Genomic DNA, 21,155 nt, shown 5'->3' on the forward strand with positions numbered 1-21,155 from the left:
CGCATGACCGAGGCGCGAAACCCCCCATCGCATCCCGTTGCCGCCGTGCTGCGCCGCATCCCGGCCACGATCGCGATGGTCGCCGCGATCCTCGTGGTCGGCGTGATCTGGCAGGGTCTGTGGAGCCCCTTCGAGGAGACCGAGCTCTTCGGCACCGTCGCGTACGGCCTGCCCAACCTCGCGCAGGGCATGTGGTGGACGCCGTTCACCGGCACCTTCTTCGTCAACGCGCCCTGGGTGTACGTGTTCACGATCTCGGGGTTCTGGGGCATGGCATACCTCGAATACCGCCGCGGCACCAGAGTCGCGCTCGCCTACTACTGGGTCGGGCAGCTCTTCGCGATCCTCGCCACCGCGCTCGTGCTCTTCTTCGCGTCGCAGCTGCCGTGGGCGTGGGCTCAGGAGCAGGCCCAGGCGCTCGACGTCGGCGCCTCGGGCGGCACCATGGCGTGCATCGCCGCCGCGATCGGTCTCTTCCGCCCGCCGTGGCGAGTGCGCGGCTGGCTCGTGCTGCTCGGCTTCGTGTTCATCGCCATGCTGTTCTGGGGAAAGGTCGCCGACCTCGAGCACCTGCTCGCGGTTCTGCTGATCCTCGCGGTCGACCGCAGCCTGCGCGTGCAGCGGACCACGGTGCGCGAGCAGCGCCTCATCGCCGTGATCTCGCTCCTGGTCCTCGGGGCGGTCGAGATCATCACGACTCTCGTCGCGACCGACGGACCGTTCGGTCCGACCGACCCCGCGTCCGGAGGGTTCCTCGACCTCGCGCTCGACCTCGTCGTCATCGTCGTGCTGGTGAACGGGCTCCTGCGCGGCCGGCGGTGGGCGTGGGTTCTCGTGATGCTGCTGGGCCTGTTCAACATCCTCGTCGCCGCCCTGGTGCTGATCCTCATCACGGTGTTCTCGCAGGCGCAGGTCGACCTGCGCTGGGACGGCGAGACCGAGCTCGCGCTCGCCAACGGCTTCCTCTGGCTGATCCTGCTCGTCTACCTGATCGCCGTGCGCCGCGCGTTCCGCGCGAGACGCAAGTCGCTCCTCGGCATCCAGCCGGCCCCGACGGTCGACGACGTGAAGACCGCGCTGCGCGCTCATGGCGGCGGCACGCTGTCGTGGATGACGACGTGGGAGGGCAACAGCTACGCGCGCAGCGAGTCGGGGATCGTCGCCTACCAGCGACGGGCCGGTGTGGCGCTCGCGCTCGCGGATCCGATCGGGCCGCCCGCATCACGCGCAGACGCCGTCGCGGAGTTCATCCGCGCTGCAGAGCTCGCGGGGCTCGTGCCGTGCTTCTTCAGCGCAGATGACGCCACCCGGGATGCCGTGCCCGCGGGCTGGCGCAGTCTGGTCGTCGCCGACGACACCATCGTCGACCTCCCGGGTCTGCAGTTCACGGGCAAGCGGTGGAACTCGGTGCGCAGCTCTCTCAATCGGGCAGGGCGCGAGGAGATGACCTTCCGGCTGACGCGACTGGCCGACGAGTCGTGGGGCGTGCGGCAGCAGCTGCGTGCGATCTCCGAGGCATGGGTCGGCGACAAGGACCTGCCCGAGATGCGGTTCACGCTCGGCACGCTGGAGGAGGCGGAGGATCGCGAGGTGCGGCTCGCTCTCGCGATCGCGCCGAACGGCGACGTCGACGGCTTCCTGTCGTGGCTGCCTGTCTATGGCGAAGGCGGCGTCGTGCGCGGATGGACGCTCGACCTCATGCGACGCCGCGACGGGGGCTTCGCGCCGGTCATGGAATACCTGATCGGGTCGTCCGCGGCGCAGTTCGCCGAGGAGGGCGCCGAGATCATGTCGCTCTCGGGCGCTCCGCTCGCGCACGACTATCCGCCGGATGCCGGCATGATCGCCGTTCTCAGCGAACGCCTCGCCGAGGCGCTCGAGCCCGTGTACGGCTTCGGCTCGCTGCACCGCTTCAAGCAGAAGTTCCACCCGCGCTACGAGACCATGTACCTGCTCTTCCGCGACGAGGGCGACCTCGCGGCGATCGGCACGGCGCTCACCCGGGCTTTCCTGCCGGATGCGACGCTGCGGCAGTTCGCGGGAGCAGGGCTGGAGCTGGTGCGGGGCGGCACGGACTGACCTCTCACCCGCCGGGGGCGATGGTGCCGGGCTCGCCGGCGTCCGACCGGCCAGGATGAGGCCATGACCGACGCCCCTGTTCCCGTCACGTTCGCGAATTTCGCCGAGATCGAGACCGCCCGCATGTTCGCCGCGATCGCGGCATCAGCGGGCGGGTCGAACCGGTGGAACCACTATCGAGTGCCCACTCCGATCGACCAGCAGACCGTGATCAGGATGAATCGCGACACGCTGTACAGCGCTGCGATCATCGACGTCTCCGAGGGGGCGACGATCACCGTCCCGGATGCCGGCGACCGCTACGTCTCGGTCATGCTGGTGAATGAGGGCCATTACATCAACCGGGTGCTGCACGAGCCCGGCGTCCATTCACTCTCGGCAGACGACCTCGGCTCGGACTTCGTGCTCGCGGCGACTCGTATCCTCGTGGATTCCGAGGACCCCGACGACGTGGCGGTCGTGAATGCGCTGCAGGACTCCCTCGCACTGACCTCTGCCGGAGGGAGGGAGTTCTCCGTCCCCGTCTTCGACGAAGCGAGCTTCACCGAGACGCGCGAAGCGATCCTGACCCTCGCGAAGGGTCTGGGCGGTCTGGAGCGCGCCTTCGGCAGAGCCGAGGACGTCGACCCCGTGCGCCATCTCCTCGGGACCGCGGCGGGCTGGGGCGGGCTGCCGGAGAGCGAGGCCTTCTACATCAACGTCGACCCTCGCCTGCCGGTCGGCGAGTACACGCTGCGCGTCGGCGACGTACCGGTGGACGGCTTCTGGTCGGTGTCGCTGTACGACGCACAGGGGTACTTCGCTCCGAACGATGCCGGTGAGTACAGCGTCAACAGCGTGACGGGCGTTCGGGATCCGGACGGATCGATCACGGTGCGATTCGGCGGCGACCCCGCCCTGCCCAATGTGCTTCCCCTCACGCAGGGGTGGAACTATCTGGTGCGCCTCTATCGACCGCGACCCGAAGTGCTCGACGGCACGTGGACGTTCCCCTCGCTCGCAGTCGGCTGATCTCTCACCGGACGGGGTCCTGCCACGCGGGCATCACCGGCGCGGCGCGACGCGGGGTTCAGTCGCTCGGTCGCCGGCGGAGCTGTTTGACATCGGTGCGCCGCTGCTTCGCCGCGAGCCGCCGCTCTTTCGACCCCCGGCTCGGCTTCGTCGCGCGGCGCTGCGGCGCCGGCGGGCGCAGCGCCTCGGCGACGACGGCAGCGAGTCGTTCACGAGCAGCGTCGCGGTTGCGCAGCTGGGCACGGTGCTCGGATGCGGTGATCGTCAGCACGCCGTTCACCAGCCGTCCCCTCAGCCGATCGAGGATCCGGTCGCGCTGATGAGAGGTGAGGGCAGTGCTGCCCGCAGCATCCCAGAGCAGCTCCACCCGCGAGTCCGCGGTGTTCACGCTCTGCCCGCCCGGACCCGACGACCGCGAGAAGCGCCACGACAGCTCGGCCTCGGGGATCGTCAGACCCGACGAGACCCGCAGACCGGGGCGGTGAAGACTGGGCATGAGTCCATCATCCCCCGACGGCGGATCCCGCGTCTCAGCGGCGGGCGTCGACGGCAGGGCCGGGGATGCCGATCGAGTGGGCCCCGGCATCCTGCGTCTCGCCCTGCGTCTTCGCGGTGTTCGCGATGTGCGCCCGGGAGACGACGATCAACGCGACGACCATCAGCGCGACGCCGAGCCAGTACGGGGCCGCGTGGCTGACCGTGACGTACAGCGCACCGGCGATCAGGGGCGCCGCGGTGTTCATCGCGGCGTTGAGCGACTGGGTCGCTCCGCCAAGCCAGCCCTGCTCGTCGTCGCCCACCGCGTTCGACATGGCTCCGTCCATCGCCGCCGTCGATGCGCCCTGACCTGCGGCGAGCATCAGCGCGCCGACGATGAACACCCACGGCTGGGCGAAGATCGAGGCGACGACCGCGAGCCCGGCGAGTCCGATCGCCTGCGCGACGATGCCGCTGATGATCACGCCGCGCTCGCCGATGCGAGGAAGCAGGATGCCGAGCAGCACGCCCTGGATCAGGATGTCGATGATGCCGACGCTCGCCGTGAGCAGCCCGATCTGCGTCGGCCCCCACTGGACCGAGTCCAGCGCCAGCACGCTGAAGTTGTTGACGAAGAAGCCGAACGGGAGCGCCAGGAGGCCGAAGCCGATCATCAGACCGCGCAGCTCCTTGCGGCTGAAGGCGTCGGTGAAGACGGCGAACGGCTGGATGTCGCGCACCGAGATGCGCGCGATGCGGTTCTCGGGCGCGAGGCTCTCGGGCAGCAGGAAGATGCTGAGGATCGCGATCACCAGAGCGACGGCGGCGGTGAGGAACACCGGCAGCTGCAGGCTGACGGCCGCCAGGAGGCCGCCGATCGCGGGACCGATCATCATCCCGATGCCCGAGAGGGCGCCGAGCAGACCGAACCGCTGAGCGCGCTTCTCGGGCGGTGTGATGTCGGCGAGGTACGCGAAGAGGGCGGGAAGATCGCCGGCGGTCAGGCCCTGGATGACGCGAGCGAGCACGAGCACCCAGATCGCTCCTCCGATGCCGAACAGGGTCATCGCGAATGCCGCACCGAAGGCGGCGGCGATGATCACCGGTCGTCGACCGAAGCGGTCGGACAGGCGCCCAAGGAAGGGCGCGACCAGGAAGGCGCACAGGCCGTTGATCGCTTCGAGGATGCCGACCCAGATCGCGAGGTCGCCGTCGTGCGACACGTACTGCAGCACGACGAAGGGCAGCACGGGAAGCACGACGGTCATGCCGACGACGGTGAGCATCGTCAGCACGATGAGCATGGTCCAGGCGCGCTTGTCGCTGCGCGCAGGCGATGTGTTTAGTGAAGTCACTCCGAAACTGTATCAATACCAGTTTTGGTGTCAACCCACTTTTGGATCCGGTTCGCGATACGGTGGCTGCATGACGAACGCTGAGCCGATCGGTCGCCGCGAACGCAAGAAGGCCGCCACGCGCAAGAACATCTCCGACGTCGCGACGATGATGTTCCTCGAGCGGGGGTTCGACAACGTCAGCATCCGCGAGGTGGCCGACGCGGCCGACGTCTCGCCCACGACGGTGTTCGCTCATTTCCCGCAGAAGGAGGCGCTGGTCTTCGACGAGGACGACGAGCAGCGCGACCGGCTCGTCTCCGCGGTCCGCGACCGCGCCGACGGCATCACCGTGAACCGCGCGATCCACGACTTCTACGCGGCCGAGGTGCACGCCAACCTCGCCGAGCACGGCGCTGAGGTGTCGCAGGTCTTCTCCCGGTTCCTCAACGAGACCCCGGCCCTGCGCGACTACGCCGCCAAGATGTGGCTCCGCCACGAAGACGCGCTGGCCGACGCGATCGCGGTCGACCTCGGATTGACCGAGCCCACGCATGAGATCCGCGTGTACTCGCGGTTCGTGCTGCAGATGCAGCTGCTCGTCACCGAGAGCGACGACCAGCTCGGCATCCTCGCCGCCGGATTCACGGTGCTCGAGAACGGGTGGGCGCCTGTCGAGGCGCGGATCGTCGCGGATTCGCAGGGCTGACCGCGCGTCGCCGGACGGAGTGGACGCGACGGCGGGAGTCGAACCCGCAACGCCGTCAGATATGAGCTGAGGCCCGGGACCGCCCGGATCGCCGCGATGGCACTGACGCTACCCGGCGCCGACCGGGAAGGCCAGGAACGTTGCGGGGATTGACACAGTGAGTCCGCGCATGACAGGCGACGACGCGCGTCGTCACCTGCCGGCGTCGAACGAGCGGTGTACCGTCGCGACCATGGCAGCCGCAGACGCCCCTCTGACGACCGGGCAGAAGACCCATCGCTATCTGCGTCTGTCGCTGGTCCTGATCGTCTTCGCGCTGATCCTCGGCGTCGCACTGCAGAGCATCGTCGTTTCATGGGAGCCGCTGGTCTTCGGCTGGAACCCGCTGCCGTCGATCAGCCATGCGTTCTACACGCCGGTCCGCGACATCTTCGTCGGCACGCTGATCGCGGCATCCGTCGCCCTCCTCGCCCTTTCCGGACGAAGTCGCGCGACGACCCTTCTCGACGTGTGCGCGGTGTTCGCGCCACTGATCGCGATCGTCCCCGTGGGCATCGCCCAGTCGAGTGCCGGCGACCGGATGTTGTGCCCGACGGTGCAGGAGTGTATCCCCCTCGACGCCGTAGCGAGCGCGAAAGCGGGCATCGCGGTCTACGCCGTGGTGGTCGTGGCGGTCGTCGTCACGATGGCGCTGATCCGCCGCCGCACTCGCACCCCGAATCGCTCGGCGACGCTCGTGTCGCTCATCGCGCTCGTCACCGCCGCCGTGGTCGCGGTGCTCGCCTTCGTTCCGGCGCTCGACGAGGGCTTCCCGTTCAACCTGTGGCCGATCGGCAGCATCCACTTCGCTGTGACCCTGGTGTTCTTCGGCGTGTTCGCGGTGGTCCCGATCCTCTATGCCCGCGGCCCGCTCGACCCTGACGAGACGCCGCCCACACCCCGGCAGCGCATGATCTACCGGTGGATCTCGGGACTGATGATCGCCGACCTGGTGGTGCTCGTGGCGGCGCTCCCCTTCCGTCAGGCCTTCGGGGAGACCCCCGTCGTGCTGGTCGGCGAGGCCATCGCCCTGATCCTGTTCGCCGTGTTCTGGTGCGTGCAGACGTTCCAGCGGTGGGACGACTCGAACCCGCCCTCGATCATCGCGCGCCGAGCGTCACCCGCGTGAGCCGGAAGCGGGTGCGTCGAGCGCCCGCAGCAGCCGCTCCAGCGATTCCCGCAGTTCCGCGCGATGAGGCTCGGGGAAGCTCGTCGTGTACTCGACGCCCTCGGGGATCCACAGCAGTGCATACATGGCCTCCCGCCAGTCCGACCCGCCGAACGGCCACCGGGTGCGGCCTTCCCCCTCGGCCGTCGCCCCCTCGGACCATGGGCCGAACATGGCCTCCATCGTCGTCAGCGGAAGGTCCATCACGGCATCCGCCTCGATCTTCTGCGGAGTCCACGATGCGGCGATCAGCATCCGCTCGTCGATCTCCTCCTCGCTGATCTCGCGGCGGGTGAACAGCACGCGGGTGTGCTCGACCGCGAGGATGCGGTCGACGCGGAAGGTCCGCCAGTCGTCACGATCGAGGTCCCAGCACAGCATGAACCACTTGCGTCCGGAGGGAGCGAGCGCGTGCGGCTCGACCCGTCGGATGCTCTCGGCCCCCGCCCCGTCGACATACCTCAGACGCAGTCGCTCGTGATCGCGGGTCGCCATCGCGATCTCACCCAGCACCGCCGGTGACACGACCGGTCCTTCTCCGATCCGCGGCGGATGCACCGAGGCGGCGAGAGCGTTCACCCGCTGCCGGAGCGCGGACGGCAGCACCTGCTCGAGCTTCGCGAGCGCGGTCAGTGTGACCTCGGGCCCGCCGACGAGCTGCTGCGTCGCCGCGACGCGCAGCCCGATCGCCATCGTGACGGCTTCGTCGTCGGTGAGCAGCAGCGGCGGCACAGCGCTGCCGGCGTCGAGGCGGTATCCACCGGCGGCACCGGGGGTCGACTCGACCCGGTATCCGAGTTCGCGAAGTCGGTCGACATCACGGCGCACGGTGCGCTCGGTCACCCCGAGGCGACCGGCGAGCTCGGCGCCCGGCCAGTGCCGGTGCGTCTGCAGCAGGTTGAGCAGTGCGAGAGCGCGCGAGGTGGTGTCGGACATGACCTCAGATTGCCAGATATCGCGGACAGGATCTGTCCTGGTTGATTCCTACTCTCGAGCCATGTCGAACGAATCCATCATCGAAACCGAAGGCCTGTCCAAGGTCTTCACCGTCAAGAAGACGCCGGTCCATGCGGTCACCGACGTCTCCTTCACCGCGGTTCGCGGCGAACTCGTCGCGTTCCTCGGTCCCAACGGCGCGGGCAAGTCCACGAGCCTGCGGATGCTGACGACGCTGATCCCGCCGACGTCGGGCACTGCCCGGGTGGTCGGCCATGACATCCGCACGGATGCCGCCGGGGTGCGCGCCCGCATCGGCTACGTCGGTCAGCTCACGAGTGGAAGCTTCTCGCAGCGCGTGCGCGACGAGCTGCTGAGTCAGGGCGCGTTCTACGGCATGAGCCGTCGTGCCAGCATCCGCCGGGCCGACGAGCTGATCGAGTCTCTCGACCTCGCATCGTTCGCGACGCGCACGGTGCAGCAGCTCAGCGGAGGGCAGAAGCGACGGCTCGACATCGCACTCGGGCTCATGCACGCCCCGCCGCTGATCTTCCTCGACGAGCCGTCGACCGGCCTCGACCCGCAGAGCCGAGCGAACCTCTGGGAGCACATCCTCGACCTGCGCACCCAGCACGGCACGACGGTGTTCCTCACGACGCACTACCTCGAAGAGGCCGACCGCTATGCCGAGCGCGTGATGGTCATGGACAAGGGGCGGATCATCGCCGACGACGACGCGACATCGCTGAAGGCGACGCTCGCCGGAGATGTGCTCACCTTCGGCTTCGCGAACGAGGCGGATGCGGCGGCTGCGCGCCCCCTGATCACAGGGCTCAGCACGTCCGATGCGGCTCTCGACGGCGATTCGGTGTCGCTGGCCGTCCCCGACGGCGACCAGCTGCTGCCGGTGATCGTCCGAGAGCTGGATGCCGCCGGCATCCTCGTCCGCCGGGCGACCGGTGTGCCTCCCACTCTCGACGACGTGTTCCTCGCCCTCACCGGGCGCACGCTGCGCGAAGCGGGAGAGGGCGGCGCCGGTGAATCCGACATCGACGCGGCGTCCGACAGCGAGGGCGATGCCGCCCCCGGCAGCACCGGCTCGAATGACAAGACAGGAGTCCTCTCATGACCACCACCGGCCTTTCCCACACCGACACCCTCGTGCGCGCGAACCTTCTGCGCGATACGAGGAATGTGCTGACCCGCGAGCTCAAGCCGGTGCTGCGTGATCCGTTCACACTGATCTTCAGCCTGCTGCAGCCGCTCGTCTTCCTGGGCCTGTTCGCGCCGCTGTTGATCGGCGGTTCCGGTCAGCCGGCCGGCGAGACACTGGCCTGGTTCGTGCCCGGGGTTCTCGTGATGATCGTCCTGTTCGGCACCGGAGCGACCGGGTCGAATCTGCAGTACGAGATGATGACGGGCTCGCACGAGCGCACCCTGGTCGCCCCGCTCGCCCGCTCATCGCTGCTCGTGGGTCGAGCGCTCAAGGAGATCGCACCGATCGTCGTGCAGGCTCTCGTGATCGTGCTGATCGCCTGGCCGTTCGGGTTCGCGATCGACATCGCCGGGCTGCTGATCGGACTCGCCCTGCTGGCTGTCTTCGGCGTCGGACTCGGCTCGCTGTCGTACTCGCTCGCCCTCGCCACGAAAGATCGGGAGTGGCTGTTCTGGGGAGTGCAGCAGTCGCTGATCTTCCCGCTGTTGATCCTGTCGGGCATGCTGCTGCCGCTCGACGACGGCCCTGCGTGGATGCGCGCGGTCGCCTCTGTGAATCCGGTCAACTGGGTCGTGCAGGCCGAGCGGGCGCTGTTCGCCGGGAACCTCGGCGACATCACGGTGCTCTGGGGCTGGGTGTCGGCGCTGGCCGTCGCGGTCGTCGGACTCGTCGTGGGGGTTCGCGCCATCCGCCGCAGCAGCTGAGCCGACGGGCGGGCCCTTCCGGTCGCACTTCGTGCCGTGCCGCCGCGCCGGACGCGGCACGAAGTGCGACCGGAGCACCGTCAGTCCGCCCTCAGCGCCGGATCGAGTCGTGGAAGGGGTTCGGCTCGAGCGTGAAGTCGGTCGAGGCATCGGCCCAGGTGCCGCCACCCGCAGACGAGCGTCCCCGGCGCACCGCCCCGAGGAGAGTCGTGGCGGGCACGCCCAGGGCAAGCGCGGCGGTTCCGCGGAGGGTGCGGTCGTTCGACCCGAGCACGCTCGCCCGGTGCCACGCCTCGTGCATCGAGCCACCGCGCGCAGCCGGCACGCGCTTGGCGGGGAGTCCTCCCGCCCGGCGCAGCGCCACGAGCTGCTCGACGTGCTCCCACCAGGTCGACTCCGCCGAGGGGTGGAAGTAGTTGTCGCGCAACCAGACGGGGTGCGGATGCCGGAAGCGCCCGGCGACGACCTCGCCGCGCCCGCCCAGCAGACCGCTGCCCACGAACACCGTGTTCAACAGGCTCTTGCGCACTCCGAACGAGTCGAGGGCGATCACGGGCACACCCTGCGCCACCGCCTCGACCGCGGCGGTGGAGCTGACGGTCACGAGTCCCGCGGCCGTCGACAGCGCCTGGGCCATCGACCCGTACGAGACGACGAGGTTGGCGGGCCGCTTCGCGGGAAGCAGATCGAGATACGCGTCGCGTTCGAGGTGCGTCTCGGACTCCCCCGGACGCGACCGCAGCTTGACCACCACACGACGGTTCGGGTCGGCCTCCGCCGCACGCACGAGCGTCGCGGCGATCTCGGCCCGCTCTTCACGGCCGGTGGGAACGAGCGCCTGGGCTGCGAACACGATGTCGGTCGCCGGCATCCGCACCGCCCGAGGCTCGGACGGCCGCTCAGCGACGAGGGTGCCTGACGGACCTGCCGAATCGGCGGCGAGCACGCGCGCCCGATCCGCCGGCACCATCCGTGATCGCGACCGTGCGAACGGCAGGGTCGCGAGCGCCGTCGGCACCTGCACCCCGATGCGGCGGCCCAGCTCGGCGAACGCTCGCTCCTCGCGATGCGAGTGCACGACGAGCAGATCGGCATGGCGCCGATAATCCAGAGCGCCTCGCTGTGCGGGGATCGCCATGCCCGGAAGGCCCGCGACGACGACCGGACGCACGGCGAGAGCGTCGACGACTCGGCCCAGCAGCCGCACGAAGGGTCCGCGCCCGGCGAGCAGCACGACGTCAGGGCGCTGACCCTCGAGCCAGGCGGCCACCCGCGCGAACGACAGGCGGGTCACGTCGTCGGAGAGCATCCCCGTGCCGGCCAGCGCGCTCCGTTGCTGGTCGACGCTGGCGGTCAGCGGAGTCTGCACCAGCAGCAGGTGCGGACGGATGCCGGGCACGCTGCCGAGCAGCGACGCCGACCACTTCACGAATGAGTCGGCGTCGGCGATCGCGACGACGCGCAGCGAGCCCGATCCGCTCATGCCGGGACGCGGCGCAGCTTGGCCATCGGCGCCCGCTCGCTGTCGAAGACGCGCTTCACGCCGTCGCCGAGGGCCATCTCGATCACGCGGATGTCGCGCACGAGGTGCTCGAGTCCGGTCGGCTCGAGGGATGCCGCGTGGTCCGATCCCCACATCGTGCGGTCGAGCGTGATGTGGCGCTCGACGGCGACGGCCCCGATCGCGACGGCAGCGAGCGAGATCTGCAGTCCGCGCTCATGGCCCGAGTAGCCGACCGGAACGCCGGGGTAGCGGTCGCGCAGGGTGGCGATCGCGCGCAGGTTGGCCTCTTCGGGCTCGAGCGGATACGTCGAGGTCGCGTGCATCAGCACCACCCGGTCGGTTCCGAGTGTCGTGAGCGCGCGGTCGATCTGCTCGATCGTCGACATGCCGGTCGAGAGGATGACGGGCTTGCCGGTCTCGCGGAGTGCGACGAGCAGCTCGGTGTCAGTCAGGCTGGCGGAGGCCACCTTATGCGCGACGACGCCCAGGTCTTCGAGGAAGTCGATGCTCGGCACGTCCCACGGCGACGCGAACCAGTCGAGGCCCAGCATCGTGGCATGGTCGCCGATCGCGATGTACTCGTCACGTCCGAACTCGACACGGCGTCGGTAGTCGAGGTAGCTCATGGTGCCCCACGGCGTCTCGCGCGGAACGTCGCGCATGTGCTCGGGGGTGGAGATCTCGGGGGTGCGCTTCTGGAACTTCACGGCGTCGGCTCCGGCTTTCGCCGCGACATCGATCAGACGCTTGGCGAGGTCGACGTCGCCGTTGTGGTTGAGGCCGATCTCCGCGATGACATACGCGGGGTGGCCACCGCCGATCACGCGTGAGCCGATGCTGACAGTCATGGTTCCTCCGGTCTCGAATGGCCTTGTCTCCTGAGTACGCGCCGGGGGTGAACGCGACACGACGGCAGGGTTACCGGCACCGGTCAGGCGGGCAACACCCGTTCGATCAGCTCGCGGACGGCGCCGTGACCGCCCGCCCGCGTCAGCACGACCCTGGCGGCCTCGAGCACCTGCGGATGCGCATCGGCCACCGCCACCGGCCAGCCGACGATGCGCAGAGCCGGCAGGTCGTTCACGTCATTGCCCAGGTATGCGATGTCCGCGAGCTCGATGCCGACCTCCTCCGCCCACCCCCGCAGTGCAGACTCCTTGTCGTCGATGCCGTGCAGCACGGGAACGCGCAGCTTGTCGGCCCGAGCCCGCACCACCGCGTTGACCTCGGTCGAGAGGATCAGCATCGGGATGCCGGCGCGCCGCAGCAGCGACACTCCCATGCCGTCCTCCCGGCTCACCCGCACGCGTTCGATGCCGTCGGCGTCGACGGTCGCCGTGTCGTCGGTGTGCACGCCGTCGAAGTCGGTCACGATCGCCCGCACCGGCACCCGATCGGGGCTCTCGTGCAGGGCCGCGAGCGCGCGGGCGATGCGGAGCTGCTGCTCGTCGTCGATCTCGATCGCCGTCCACTCGGGCACCTCGGCGATGCGGATGCGGCCGAAGAAGCGGTGCTCTGCCTCACGGAATCCGTCGGCGCGGAAGACGTAGAACGCGCCCGTCTCGAGGTGATGGGGCTCGCGATCCTGGCGGCGAGGGCGACGCGCCGCATCGTGGTTGAGGGCGACCGCCTCAGCATCCGCACCCTGCGACCAGAGGAATCCGTAGGTCTCGTGCGCCGCGAACATGCTGTCGGCCCGGCGCTCGCGCACCTCGCGCACGGCGGTCGACAGGGCATCGCGCGGGATGAACGGCGACGTCGCCTGCAGGAAGGCCACCACGTCAGTCCGCTGCCCCTCGGCGTCGAGCTCGTCGAGCGCGTGCAGGATCGCCGACTCCGACGACGCCGTGTCGCCGGAGATCCCCGCCGGTCGCCGCACGACCCTGGCCCCGGCCGCCTCACTCACTGCGGCGATCTCGTCGTCGTCGGTCGAGACCACCACGAGGTCGATGCCGTCGGTCTCGATCGCCGTGCGCACGGCGCGTTCGACGAGGGGCACGCCGCCCACACGGCGCAGGTTCTTGCGCGGCACGCCCTTCGACCCGCCGCGCGCGGGGATGATCGCGACGACCCTGCCGGCATCCGTCCTCTGCTGGTGATCGATCATGCCGCTCGTCCCTTCGCCGTCCATGCCGTTCATGTCCGTCATCTCCCCCTGAGCACACGCCATGCGCGCATGAGCCTGCGTCGTGCGGCGATCACCGTCAGCCGCGCCTGCTCCACCCGGCCGATGCCGCCGACCGGGCGCAGCGTGCGATGCACCACGCTCTGGCGCGGCGCCCCGGGCAGCCGCAGTTCGATCAGCCTCTCCGGCGTGAAATACCGGTCCCGGTCGGACGGGCTCATGCCGGAGAGCAGCTGCTCGGCGCGATCGCGCAGGTGCGCCGCGACGACGGGCTGCATGGCATATCCCACTGCGTCGATCAGCAGCTGCATGCGCTCGGGGTCGCGATACGGGGAGCCCGGCCTCGTCAGCGCATCGACGATCGTCGCGGGTACCCGGTTGCTGTTCTCATACGGAACCAGACGCGAGAGCACCGTGTCGGCACCTACGGCCTCGATCTCTCGTCCGAAGAGGGCCCTAACGGTCGGCAGGGCCGTCGAGAACCCGGCGATGACGGCCGTCGCGTCGATCCGCTCGGCGAGCGTCTCTGCGGCGAGCGCACCCCGGTACTCGCGGAAGTCGATGCCGTGGGTCGCGGCTCGCTCACGCAGGGCATCGCTCAGCCGGGGCGGGGCCGAGGGGTGCGGCTTGAAGACGATGTGCTGCGGCCGTCGCCCGGCCGCCCGGTCGATCATCTGCATCTGCAGCGCCGCCTCCTCGCCCTCGCTGACCAGACCGAGAGCGGAGAGGTACTGACCGAGCACGAGCACGGTCGGCTCTCCGTCGAGTGCGTTCTCGAGCTCGACCGTGTCGTCGACCGCCTCAGCGGTCTCGGCGAGCACCGCCCGGAACAGGTCGGGCGGGATCGCCACCGGTCGGGCGACGGGCGAGCCGGCCAACGGCGTGACCCCCGGCACGACATCGGCGTGCACCACGCGCGAGATCCGGGCGGTGACCGTATGCGGCATCCGCACCCTCATCGGCGCATACGTCATGAGCCCATCGCCGATGACGGAGAGACGCGCATGGGGGAAGAGCAGCATGAGAGTGCGGGCCGGGGCGACCTGGGGGCTCTGCACGAGCACTTCAAGATCGTCGGGATCGAGCCGCCATGCCCTGGTCAGTAGCCGCCTCAGCAGCGGCAGGTCGGCGGCCTCCGGCTTCCATGAGCTCGGATGCAGCGGCCCGAGCAGCGCATCGAGATCCTCGATCCGGTCGAATCGATCGCGCAGGCTCGCGAGCGCCGGGTCGGCGAGGATGCCCACGGACGTCTCGGGCACGCGGGATGACACGAACGGCACGAGGATGCGCTCGCCGTGGTCACCGAGCAGCCCGCCGTCCAGCGCGGCGGCGGCAGTGGCGAGCCCGTAGGCGCTGTGCACGGCGAAGAGCTGCGTCATGCCGCACGCCCGACCGTCCGCAGCAGCGGAGCGAGCACGCGGCGCCGCGGCCCGTCGAGGCGAGACAGCACGGCCGACGTCTCGCCCTCGGGCAGTCGGGCCAGCAGTCCGCGGAGGCCTGCGCGCATCTCGGCGCGGAGCGACGGTGTCATCCGCCTCGCTCGCACGAGGTGCCGCGACGAGAGCGCCATCACGCTCCACACGGCTTTCGGCAGGAATCGGTCTGCCTCGGCATCCGCTTCGACGATGTCGAGCACCTCGCCCATCGCGCGCACGAAATCCAGCTGGCGGCGGTCGCGCACCTGGGTCAGCGATGTCGACACGCCCCTGCGGTAGAGCAGTGCGGGAGCGTCGACCACCGCGAACGACCGGGCGTGCAGATGCAGACGCCAGATCCACGGACGATCCTCGGCCGTGAACAGACCGGGTGTGAAGCCTGCGAGGCCCTCGTCGATCACGCGACGGTGCAGGATCCCGGCCCACGCGAACGGGTAGTCGACCATGGTCGGCTCGTTGTCGGGAAGGATCGCCTCCCGCGGTGACGATGCCGTCTCCCGCCAGGGGTGCGGTGCCGGCACGAGGGTGCGCACACCGTCTTTCACCGTGACGTGATCGGTGCGGAGCACGTCACAGCCCAGCTCGTGCAACCGGCGGACCAGCACCGCGAGCCGCCCCGGCTGCATCCAGTCGTCGCCGTCGACGAAGCAGAACGCGTCGCCCTCGACCAGCTCGAGCCCCTGGTTGCGGGCACTCGCGAGTCCCTTCGGCCGAGCGTTGGCGATGACCTCGGCGTGCGGGAAGCGATCGGCGTATCGGCGCATCAGCACGCCGGTCTCGTCGCGAGAGCCGTCGTCGATCGCGACGAGTTTCAGCGCCGAGGGGTCATCGAACTGCCGTGTCAGCGTCTCGAGCGTCGTGCCGATATAGGCGCCTGCGTCCTTGGCGGGCAGGATGACGGTGACGAGCGGTGTGCGCACAGAACTCCCCGGGTCGACGGTGTCGGAATGCTCGCAGGTGCTTCTTGCCGATCGGCGGCCTGCGGGTGAACACACGGTGACGTGATCTCGGTGCACCACTGCCTGTCCACGGCGGATTAGCCCCACGCCCGACGATCGGCGACGATGGGAGCATGCTCTGGCCGTTCGGAACCACGTGGCGCCCGGTGCGGCAGAAGCGCCGCACCACGGTCGACCTGCGCTGGCTGAGCGCCCGCACCTGGACCCGACGCTGGTACCCGCAGGGCATCGACCTGGGGCTGTGGCATGGGCGGCGGACGCTCGCCGTGAGCTGGTTCCGGCAGCAGCTCGACGGACACCACCTGGCCTCGCGGGTGGCGTTCGTCGACCTCGAACGCTCCCGTCATCTCGACGTGCTGCTCGTCACCGAGGACGACGGCGAGCTCCAGCCCGCCCGGATCCACGCCGGCGGACTCGCCTGGTTCGACGACCGCCTGTTCGTCGCTGCCACGGGCCGCGGCATCTGGGAGTTCGACCTCGCCGACATCCGTCGCGTCCACGGCGCGGACGCGCGACGCCTCGCGGGGCAGAGCGGGCGCGGCCTGCGCGCCACCGCACTCGTCGCCGTGCGCACCCGAGTGCACCCGCTCGACCTCCGCTGCTCGTACCTCGGCCGTGTCTACGACGACGACGGGACCCCGCTGCGACGGGTGCTCATCGGCGAGTACGCGCGCGATGAGAAGGGGCGCATCGCCGAGTTCTCGGTGCCGGACGGCGAGGGCGACGACTTCCGCGAGATCGGCCGCTTCTCCCCCGGCATCGCGCACATGCAGGGCGCCGTCCGCTGGGGCGACCGGCACTTCGTCTCGCAGTCGGACCACATGCGCCCCGGCGTCCTCTGGACAGGAGACCGCGATTCCCTGACGCGCGACCGAGTGCCGCTGCCGGTCGGCTGCGAGGACCTCGCGCTCGATCTCGACGAGAAGCTGCTGTGGTCGCTCGGCGAGCACCCCTGGAAGCGCGTCGTGCGCGGCATCCCGTTCCGAGCGCTCGGCATCGACGGCTGACAGCAGACCCCTCAGGTCACGAACGTAGACTGTGCGGGTGAAGAACCGTGCACCTTTCCTCGTCTACACCGTGCTGCGTCTGCTGGCCTTCCTCGTGCCGCTGGCGATCATGTGGTTCTTCTTCCCGATCTTCCGCGAGTACTGGTGGCTCGCCGCGATCTTCGCCACCCTCATCGGGGTGAGCATCTCGATGCTGTTCCTGCGTCGTCCTCTGACCGACGCCTCGGCCCGGATCGTCGAGCGCCGCGAGGGCAAGAGCTCCGACGCGCAGAAGGATGCGGACGTCGAGGACGACGCGATCGACGGCGCCGAGAGGTCCTGACACCCCGATCGCCGGTTCGATCGGTGGTTCAGCCGGCGAGCGCCCAGTAGAACGCACCGGCGTAGAGCAGTGCGGTCAGCGATGTCAGCGCCAGGGCTGTGACGAGCTCCTTCGCCTGGCGGTAGGTCCAGACGATGAGGATGGCCGGGAGACCTGCGAGCAGTGCGAGCAGACCGATCCACGCGATCGGGTACAGCAGCGCGATGACGGTGAGAATGCCGAAGGGCACGATCACGAACAGCGTGAAGAGCACCTGGGTCGCACGCTTGCCGATCAGAACCGTCAGCGTGCGCTTGCCGACGAGCCGATCCTGATCGATGTCGCGTAGGTTGTTGGCGAGCAGCACCGCACAGGCGAAGAGGCCGGCCGCGATCGCCCCGAGCCACGCCTGCTGAGGCAGTTCGAACGCCTGCACCCACGTCGTGCCGAGCGTCGCGACGAGGCCGAAGAAGATGAAGACGAACACCTCTCCGAGCGCGTTGTAGCCGTAGGGGCGCTTGCCCCCGGTGTAGAACCAGGCGGCGATGATGCAGGCGGCGCCGACGGCCAGCATCCACCACTGCTCGGTGCGGATCACGATCGCGACACCCGTTGCTGCGGCCAGCGCGAAGAAGACCAGGGCGGCGACGAGCACGGTGCGGGGCTTCACCCGACCGGATGCCGTGAGGCGAGCCGGTCCGACGCGCACGGCATCCGTGCCCCGGATGCCGTCGCTGTAGTCGTTCGCGAAGTTCACCCCGATCTGCAGCAGGACGGCGACAGCGAGGCACGCGAGCGCGATCACCCAGTGGAACTCCGGGCCTGTGCTGCGCGCGGCTCCGGTGCCGATGACGACGGGGGCGACGGCGAGCGGCAGAGTGCGCAGGCGGGCGGCGCCGATCCAGTCGCCCACGGTGACGGGGCCCGCGTCGATGACCGTCTGGGTCGCGGGATTGCCGCTCGCCCTCTTCGCGGGATTGCCGCTCACCCGGGTCTGGTTCTTCTTGCGCTTCGAGGATGCTGCCACGGAGGAGATCCTACTGGGGGCGCCGATGGACGCCCCCGGGCCGGGCGTCAGGAGCGGCGGAAGTTCAGATGGATGACGCCGCTCTCGGCCACCTCGGACCGCAGTTCGTAGTCGTTCTCGATGCCGCGCAGTCCATCCCAGATGCGCTCCCCGCTGCCGATCACGAGCGGATTGACGGCGAGATGCAGCCGATCGACCAGGCCCGTGCGCACGAACTGCCGCACGACGTCGATGCCACCGCCGACGCGCACATCCCGGTCACCGGCCGCCGCGGTCGCCCGGGCGAGTGCGTCCTCCGGGGTCGTGTCGACGAAGTGGAAGACCGTTCCGTTGGCGAACTCGATCGGCTCGCGCTGGGAGTGCGTCAGCACGAACACCGGCACCTCGAACGGCGGCTCGTCGCCCCACCATCCGCGCCACTCGGGGTCGTCAGGATTCTGGTGCAGCCCGAACATCCCCGCGCCCATGATCTCGGCGCCGACGCCCTCGAAATACTCCTGGGCGTATCTCTCGTCGACGCCGGTCGTGCCGGCGCCGGACGTGTCGCCGAGCACGCGGCTGCGGAACGTCCACGTCGCGGTGTAGGCGGCGACCAGCCGCGACCAGTCCTCGCCGAACGGATTCTCGGGTGTCTGGTCGGTGGTGGTCGCGAATCCGTCGAGGGAGACGTTGAGGTCGACCCGGACTGCCATGATGCTCTCTCTTCTGCAGGTGACTGGGGATGCGGGTCAGGCGTTCGGATTGGTGTCTTTGCCGTCGAGCCAGAGCGTGTCTGAGGCGTCACCGTGCGCGCCACCCTTGCCGACGTGCTTGTCGCTGATCTTCGGCCCCTTGAGGATCACGTGCACCATGGCCTGGGCATGGCCGTGACCGAGGCTGTACTCCTCTTTGAGCCAGTTGAGCACCACGGTCGACTTCGTGGTCTCGTCGAAACCCTGCTCTTTCGCGAGCTCGACGAACTGGCGCGGGGTGAGGCCGGTCTGGGTCTCGACCTTGTCGAGGTATGCCTGGAAGGACATGGGTGCTCCTGGAGATCAGCGTTGAAGAGGAACCGCACGATCATGATGGCCGATGCCACCGACATCGCGCACCCCCTGCGGCAGGATCGCTACTCCGCGGCGTCGGCGTCGGCGTCGGCGTCGGCGTCGGCCGTGATGATCGGCCGGTGCTCGTAGTAGGTCTGCAGCACGACCGTGGTGCGAGTGCTCACGTTCGCGGCGAGTCTGATGTCGCGCACGAGCTCTTCCAGCGCGCGCGGCGAGGCGACCCGGACGAAGAGCATGTAGCTGGCGTCACCGGCGATCGAATGGCACGCCTCGATCGCGTCGAGGTGCTCGAGAAGCTCGGGCGCGTTGTCGGGCTGCGCCGGGTCGAGCGGGGTGATCTCGATGAACGCGGAGAGCGGGGTGCCGACCAGCTCGGGGTCGAGGATCGCGCGGTATCCGGTGATGATCCCCCGCGTCTCGAGACGACGCAGACGGGACTGCACGGCCGAGACGGAGAGGCCCACGGCGTCCGACAGCTGGGAGAGCGTCGCCCTGCCGTCTCGGGACACCTCGGCCAGGATCGCGCGGTCGACAGAATCATCCATGGATGTAAGATTATCGTCAGGATTCCGTATATGCCGGAATCTTTCCGCCAAACTCTCCGATCGGAGGTCCCGATGTCCATCATTTCCGCTCACAGCACCGCTGTAGACGCCATCGTCGGCGAACCCGAGGTCGTCGAGGACGCATCGACCGCCGAGCAGAGCGCAGCATGGGCGCAGCTCAAGGACGCCGCCATCGCGATCCGCGAGATGCAGGTCAAGGACGGCTCGATCCCGGATGCCGCGCACCACGCCGCCGCGCGCGACCTCGTCGCCGCGATCACCTCCGGCATCCGCGCCCTCGCTCCCGCCTTCCCGCACGACGCCGAGTACCTCGCCGCCTCCGTCGTCGACTTCGACCGGTGGGTCGCCGAGGGCTTCGGAGTCCCCGACTTCCTCGACTCGCTCATGGCCTTCCAGCCGCAGCAGCACCGCGTCGACGGCATCCGGCACCTGGTCGTCTTCCCGATGTACACGCAGAACGGATCGAGCGAGCGGCTCGTCGAGGCCCTGATCGTCGAGACGATCTGGCCCGAGTTCATCGCCGCGCTCGAGGCCGGCGACTACGGCAACAAGCTCTTCGTCTCGCTGCGCCTCGTCGACTTCACGCCGGGTTACGACACCAACTCGGCCGTGCTCTTTCCCGAGACCGTCGCGATGCGCGAGATCCCCTCGTTCACGTGGGGCGCGATCTTCCAGGACCGCGAGGCCGCCCGCTACCGCCGGGTCACCCGCGCCGCCGCCGAGATCACGAATCTCGCGCTCCCGGAACGCGCCGCCGCCCTCCTGGACGACCAGGAGATGGCCGAGAAGACGTTCGTGATGTGGGACATCATCCACGACCGCACGCACATGCGCGGCGACCTGCCGTTCGACCCGTTCATGATCAAGCAGCGGATGCCGTTCTTCCTCTACTCGCTGGAGGAGATGCGCTGCGACATGACGGCGTTCCGCGAGTCCGTGAAGATCGAGCGCGCGTTCGACGCCCGCGTCGACGCCGGCGAGCAGCTCTCCGAGACCGAGAAGGAGCTGCACGAGTACGCGCACCTGGTGCAGTACGCCGTCATCTTCGACCGGATCTTCCGCTTCGCGATCACGGGCACCCGCACGCGCAACTACGACGCGGTCGGCGGACAGCTGCTGTTCGCCTGGCTGCACCAGCGTGGCGTGCTGCACTGGACCGACACCGCTCTCGCATTCGACTGGGAGAACGTGCCGGATGCGGTCGTGGCTCTGGGCGACGCGATCGACGACCTGTACTGGCACTCCATCGACCGCCCGAAGGTGGCTCACTGGCTCGCCGCGTACGAGCTCGTGCGCGGAACGCTCACGCCGCACCCGGCATCGCAGTGGGCCCGCGGCCTGTCGGACGAGATCCTCGCCGGCGCCCCGAAGGGGTACACGGATGCCGTGATGGACGACGAATTCCCCCTGTCGATGTTCTTCGAGACCCTCGAGAAGAAGATGAGGACGGTCATCGAGTCGACCGTCGGCATCCGAGGCACCGACGACTGACTCGCGCATTTCTGGGGTCC

21 protein-coding genes and 1 pseudogene are annotated in these 21,155 nt (G+C 69.3%); 9 read left to right on the forward strand and 13 right to left on the reverse strand.

Going from position 1 to position 21,155, the window contains the following annotated elements; genetic code table 11:
- Positions 1 to 3 precede the first annotated feature (3 nt).
- Both AB0N61_RS02600 and AB0N61_RS02605 read left to right on the forward strand, forming a co-directional pair.
- Entirely contained in the window at positions 4 to 2,079 is a 2,076-nt protein-coding gene (locus AB0N61_RS02600; RefSeq protein ID WP_363361479.1) for a DUF2156 domain-containing protein, read from the forward strand.
- Positions 2,080 to 2,142: 63 nt separating this feature from the next.
- On the forward strand, positions 2,143 to 3,090 hold the full coding sequence (locus tag AB0N61_RS02605; RefSeq protein WP_363361480.1) for a DUF1214 domain-containing protein: 948 nt from the start codon (positions 2,143 to 2,145) through the stop codon (positions 3,088 to 3,090).
- A 58-nt stretch (positions 3,091 to 3,148) separates the two neighbouring features.
- Here AB0N61_RS02605 and arfB read toward each other — a convergent pair whose 3' ends face one another.
- On the reverse strand, positions 3,149 to 3,586 hold the full coding sequence (gene arfB, locus AB0N61_RS02610; protein WP_363361481.1) for an alternative ribosome rescue aminoacyl-tRNA hydrolase ArfB: 438 nt from the start codon (positions 3,584 to 3,586) through the stop codon (positions 3,149 to 3,151).
- A gap of 34 nt (positions 3,587 to 3,620) precedes the next feature.
- The gene (locus AB0N61_RS02615; RefSeq protein ID WP_363361483.1) at positions 3,621 to 4,922 is read right to left on the reverse strand and encodes an MFS transporter; all 1,302 of its coding nucleotides are present in this window, start codon (positions 4,920 to 4,922) and stop codon (positions 3,621 to 3,623) included.
- 70 nt (positions 4,923 to 4,992) lie between these two features.
- Here AB0N61_RS02615 and AB0N61_RS02620 point away from each other — a divergent pair, with 70 nt between their 5' ends.
- Positions 4,993 to 5,610, forward strand: coding sequence for a helix-turn-helix domain-containing protein (locus AB0N61_RS02620; RefSeq protein WP_363361484.1), 618 nt, complete (start codon positions 4,993 to 4,995; stop codon positions 5,608 to 5,610).
- Positions 5,611 to 5,630: 20 nt separating this feature from the next.
- On the opposite strand, the pseudogene AB0N61_RS02625 reads toward AB0N61_RS02620, so the two are convergent.
- Positions 5,631 to 5,706 (reverse strand): annotated as a pseudogene (locus AB0N61_RS02625).
- 136 nt (positions 5,707 to 5,842) lie between these two features.
- On the opposite strand from AB0N61_RS02625, the gene AB0N61_RS02630 reads away from it, so the two are divergent.
- Positions 5,843 to 6,778, forward strand: a complete 936-nt coding sequence (locus AB0N61_RS02630; protein ID WP_363361486.1) for a hypothetical protein — start codon at positions 5,843 to 5,845, stop codon at positions 6,776 to 6,778.
- Here AB0N61_RS02630 and AB0N61_RS02635 read toward each other — a convergent pair.
- The gene (locus AB0N61_RS02635) at positions 6,767 to 7,753 is read right to left on the reverse strand and encodes a WYL domain-containing protein (RefSeq protein WP_363361487.1); all 987 of its coding nucleotides are present in this window, start codon (positions 7,751 to 7,753) and stop codon (positions 6,767 to 6,769) included. The genes AB0N61_RS02630 and AB0N61_RS02635 overlap by 12 nt on opposite strands.
- Positions 7,754 to 7,814: 61 nt before the next feature.
- Between AB0N61_RS02635 and AB0N61_RS02640 the strand changes: the two genes are divergently transcribed.
- Positions 7,815 to 8,882, forward strand: coding sequence for an ATP-binding cassette domain-containing protein (locus tag AB0N61_RS02640; protein WP_363361488.1), 1,068 nt, complete (start codon positions 7,815 to 7,817; stop codon positions 8,880 to 8,882).
- On the forward strand, positions 8,879 to 9,673 hold the full coding sequence (locus AB0N61_RS02645) for an ABC transporter permease (protein WP_363361490.1): 795 nt from the start codon (positions 8,879 to 8,881) through the stop codon (positions 9,671 to 9,673). Before AB0N61_RS02640 ends, AB0N61_RS02645 begins: the two co-directional genes overlap by 4 nt.
- Before the next feature lie 91 nt (positions 9,674 to 9,764).
- On the opposite strand, the gene AB0N61_RS02650 is transcribed toward AB0N61_RS02645, so the two are convergent.
- The 5 genes from AB0N61_RS02650 to AB0N61_RS02670 form a co-directional block, all read right to left on the reverse strand.
- A complete protein-coding gene (locus AB0N61_RS02650; RefSeq protein WP_363361491.1) occupies positions 9,765 to 11,156 on the reverse strand; it encodes a DUF6716 putative glycosyltransferase in 1,392 nt (463 codons plus the stop codon).
- Complete coding sequence (locus AB0N61_RS02655) at positions 11,153 to 12,025, reverse strand: N-acetylneuraminate synthase family protein (protein WP_363361493.1); 873 nt, start codon at positions 12,023 to 12,025, stop codon at positions 11,153 to 11,155. Before AB0N61_RS02655 ends, AB0N61_RS02650 begins: the two co-directional genes overlap by 4 nt.
- A gap of 83 nt (positions 12,026 to 12,108) precedes the next feature.
- A complete protein-coding gene (locus AB0N61_RS02660) occupies positions 12,109 to 13,284 on the reverse strand; it encodes an acylneuraminate cytidylyltransferase (protein WP_363362038.1) in 1,176 nt (391 codons plus the stop codon).
- Between the two features lie 38 nt (positions 13,285 to 13,322).
- Positions 13,323 to 14,681: a polysialyltransferase family glycosyltransferase gene (locus AB0N61_RS02665; protein ID WP_363361494.1), complete on the reverse strand. Its 1,359-nt coding sequence runs from the start codon at positions 14,679 to 14,681 to the stop codon at positions 13,323 to 13,325.
- On the reverse strand, positions 14,678 to 15,658 hold the full coding sequence (locus tag AB0N61_RS02670) for a glycosyltransferase family 2 protein (RefSeq protein ID WP_363361495.1): 981 nt from the start codon (positions 15,656 to 15,658) through the stop codon (positions 14,678 to 14,680). The genes AB0N61_RS02665 and AB0N61_RS02670 overlap by 4 nt, the downstream gene beginning before the upstream one ends.
- Positions 15,659 to 15,810: 152 nt before the next feature.
- Here AB0N61_RS02670 and AB0N61_RS02675 point away from each other — a divergent pair, with 152 nt between their 5' ends.
- Entirely contained in the window at positions 15,811 to 16,704 is an 894-nt protein-coding gene (locus AB0N61_RS02675; RefSeq protein WP_363361497.1) for a hypothetical protein, read from the forward strand.
- Positions 16,705 to 16,741: 37 nt separating this feature from the next.
- Entirely contained in the window at positions 16,742 to 17,026 is a 285-nt protein-coding gene (locus AB0N61_RS02680; RefSeq protein WP_185274927.1) for a DUF4229 domain-containing protein, read from the forward strand.
- A gap of 28 nt (positions 17,027 to 17,054) precedes the next feature.
- On the opposite strand, the gene AB0N61_RS02685 is transcribed toward AB0N61_RS02680, so the two are convergent.
- From AB0N61_RS02685 to AB0N61_RS02700, 4 genes are all read right to left on the reverse strand, one after another.
- A complete protein-coding gene (locus tag AB0N61_RS02685; protein WP_363361499.1) occupies positions 17,055 to 18,032 on the reverse strand; it encodes a 1,4-dihydroxy-2-naphthoate polyprenyltransferase in 978 nt (325 codons plus the stop codon).
- Between the two features lie 47 nt (positions 18,033 to 18,079).
- Positions 18,080 to 18,727 (reverse strand): dihydrofolate reductase family protein, encoded by a 648-nt coding sequence (locus tag AB0N61_RS02690; RefSeq protein WP_363362039.1) that lies wholly within the window; start codon positions 18,725 to 18,727, stop codon positions 18,080 to 18,082.
- Between the two features lie 33 nt (positions 18,728 to 18,760).
- A complete protein-coding gene (locus tag AB0N61_RS02695; RefSeq protein ID WP_363361500.1) occupies positions 18,761 to 19,051 on the reverse strand; it encodes a DUF4287 domain-containing protein in 291 nt (96 codons plus the stop codon).
- An 89-nt stretch (positions 19,052 to 19,140) separates the two neighbouring features.
- Positions 19,141 to 19,623, reverse strand: coding sequence for an Lrp/AsnC family transcriptional regulator (locus AB0N61_RS02700; protein WP_363361501.1), 483 nt, complete (start codon positions 19,621 to 19,623; stop codon positions 19,141 to 19,143).
- A 72-nt stretch (positions 19,624 to 19,695) separates the two neighbouring features.
- Here AB0N61_RS02700 and AB0N61_RS02705 point away from each other — a divergent pair, with 72 nt between their 5' ends.
- Positions 19,696 to 21,135 carry a DUF6421 family protein gene (locus AB0N61_RS02705; RefSeq protein ID WP_363361502.1) on the forward strand — a complete coding sequence of 480 codons (1,440 nt, stop codon included), beginning with the start codon at positions 19,696 to 19,698 and terminating at the stop codon, positions 21,133 to 21,135.
- The last annotated feature ends 20 nt before the right edge of the window (positions 21,136 to 21,155 follow it).

This window comes from Microbacterium sp. NPDC089320 (assembly GCF_040684875.1).
Taxonomy (GTDB): domain Bacteria; phylum Actinomycetota; class Actinomycetes; order Actinomycetales; family Microbacteriaceae; genus Microbacterium.